At 67.6% G+C, this 1,178-nt stretch carries 1 protein-coding gene; it reads left to right on the plus strand.

Going from position 1 to position 1,178, the window contains the following annotated elements; all coding sequences use genetic code 11:
• Positions 1-147: 147 nt before the first annotated feature.
• Positions 148-1,178: beta-ketoacyl reductase (locus AB0E77_RS34250; RefSeq protein ID WP_361578946.1), on the plus strand; the 1,031-nt coding region annotated here is incomplete at its 3' end.

Genomic DNA, 1,178 nt, shown 5'->3' on the forward strand with positions numbered 1-1,178 from the left:
TGGCGTTATCGGGTGGCGTGGTCGCCGGTGACGGTGGGTTCGGGTGTGTTGTCGGGGGCTTGGCTGGTTGTGGTGCCGGCTGGTCTGGCTGATGACGCGTGGGTGACCGAATGTGTTGCGGGGCTTGCGCGTTGTGGTGCGCGGCCTGTGGTGCTGGAGCTGGCTGCCGATGAGTCTGGTCGTGAGGTGGTGGCTGGGCGTCTGCGTTCGGTGGTGGCTGGTGAGCCTGACGGGTTCGCCGGTGTGGTGTCGTTGCTGTCGTTGGCGTCGGGCCGGGACGGGGTGTTCGGTTCGGTTCCGGTGTCGGTGGCGTTGACGCTGGGTCTGGTGCAGGCGCTGGGTGATGCGGGTGTCGAGGCACGGTTGTGGTGCGTGACCCGCAACGCGGTGGCGGTGTCCGGCTCGGAGCGGGTGCGTGATCTGGATCAGTCGCAGGTCTGGGGTCTGGGCCGTGTGGCTGGTTTGGAGTTGGGTGCTCGTTGGGGTGGTGTGGTTGATCTGCCTGAGGTGGTGGATGCCCGGTTGGTGGGGTGTCTGGCGGGGGTGTTTGCCTCGGGTGAGGGTGAGGTCGCTGTTCGTGCTGCGGGGGTGTTTGGCCGGCGTGTGATCCGTGCTGCTGGTGTTGCTGGTGGTGGTTCTTGGCGGGTGTGGGGGACTGTGCTGGTGACGGGTGGTACGGGTGGTCTGGGTCGTCGTGTGGCGCGGTGGCTGGTGGGTGCTGGTGCGGAGCATGTGGTGCTGGCTTCGCGTCGTGGTGCTGAGGCTGCGGGTGTGGGGGAGCTGAAGGCGGAGTTTGCTGCTGCCGGTGTGGGCTTGTCGGTGGTGGCGTGTGACATGGGTGATCGTTCGGCGGTGGAGGCTTTGCTGGCGGGTGTGCCGGTGGGGTTGCCGCTGACGGCGGTGGTGCATGCGGCCGGTGTGCTGGATGACGGTGTGCTGGATGGTTTGTCGGTGGACCGGTTCGAGCCGGTGCTGCGGGCGAAGGCTGAGGGTGCACGGCATCTGCATGAGCTGACGCGGGGCATGGACTTGTCGGCGTTCGTGTTGTTCTCGTCGTTCTCGGCGACGGTGGGTGGTGCGGGGCAGGCGAACTATGCGGCGGCGAACGCGTATTTGGATGCGTTGGCCGAGGCGCGGCGTGGTGAGGGTCTGCCGGCGACGTCGATCGCGTGGGGCCC

Origin of the sequence: Streptomyces sp. NPDC032940 (genome assembly GCF_040636935.1) — a bacterium.
Taxonomy (GTDB): domain Bacteria; phylum Actinomycetota; class Actinomycetes; order Streptomycetales; family Streptomycetaceae; genus Streptomyces.